Below are 372 nucleotides of genomic sequence, written 5' to 3' on the forward strand. Positions count from 1 at the left end.
CCGACGTCCGCGACCTGTACCGCTGGGCCGAAGAAGTTCCGCGCCGGCGTCGTCGATGCCACCGACGAACGTACCGGCGCGGCAAGGGATTTCGATGTCCGCGCGGACCGGTGGGTGGCCACCGAGACGGTCGCCCAGTTCGCCCCGCTGCTGTGCGGCGGGTTGCCCCACGACAAGGAACGGGCGCTGCTCAAGCTGCTGGAGGGCCCGCGCTTCTGCAGCCACCGGATCTGCGCTATGCGTTGATCCCGACGACGTCACCGGGTATCCCGGGACTTCCGGCCGCGCGAGTATTGGCGCGGGCCGGTCTGGCCGGTGACCACGTGGCTGTTCTCCTGGTGCTTCGCGCGGCGCGGCTGGTCCGAGCGGTCC

The 372-nt window shown here is 71.0% G+C and carries 1 pseudogene; it reads left to right on the forward strand.

Annotated features, from left to right (window positions below):
• Positions 1 to 372, forward strand: a pseudogene (locus H7I41_RS24690) (MGH1-like glycoside hydrolase domain-containing protein); the annotation flags it as partial.

The sequence above is a fragment of the [Mycobacterium] manitobense genome (genome assembly GCF_025821665.1).
GTDB classification, from domain to species: domain Bacteria; phylum Actinomycetota; class Actinomycetes; order Mycobacteriales; family Mycobacteriaceae; genus Mycobacterium; species Mycobacterium arseniciresistens.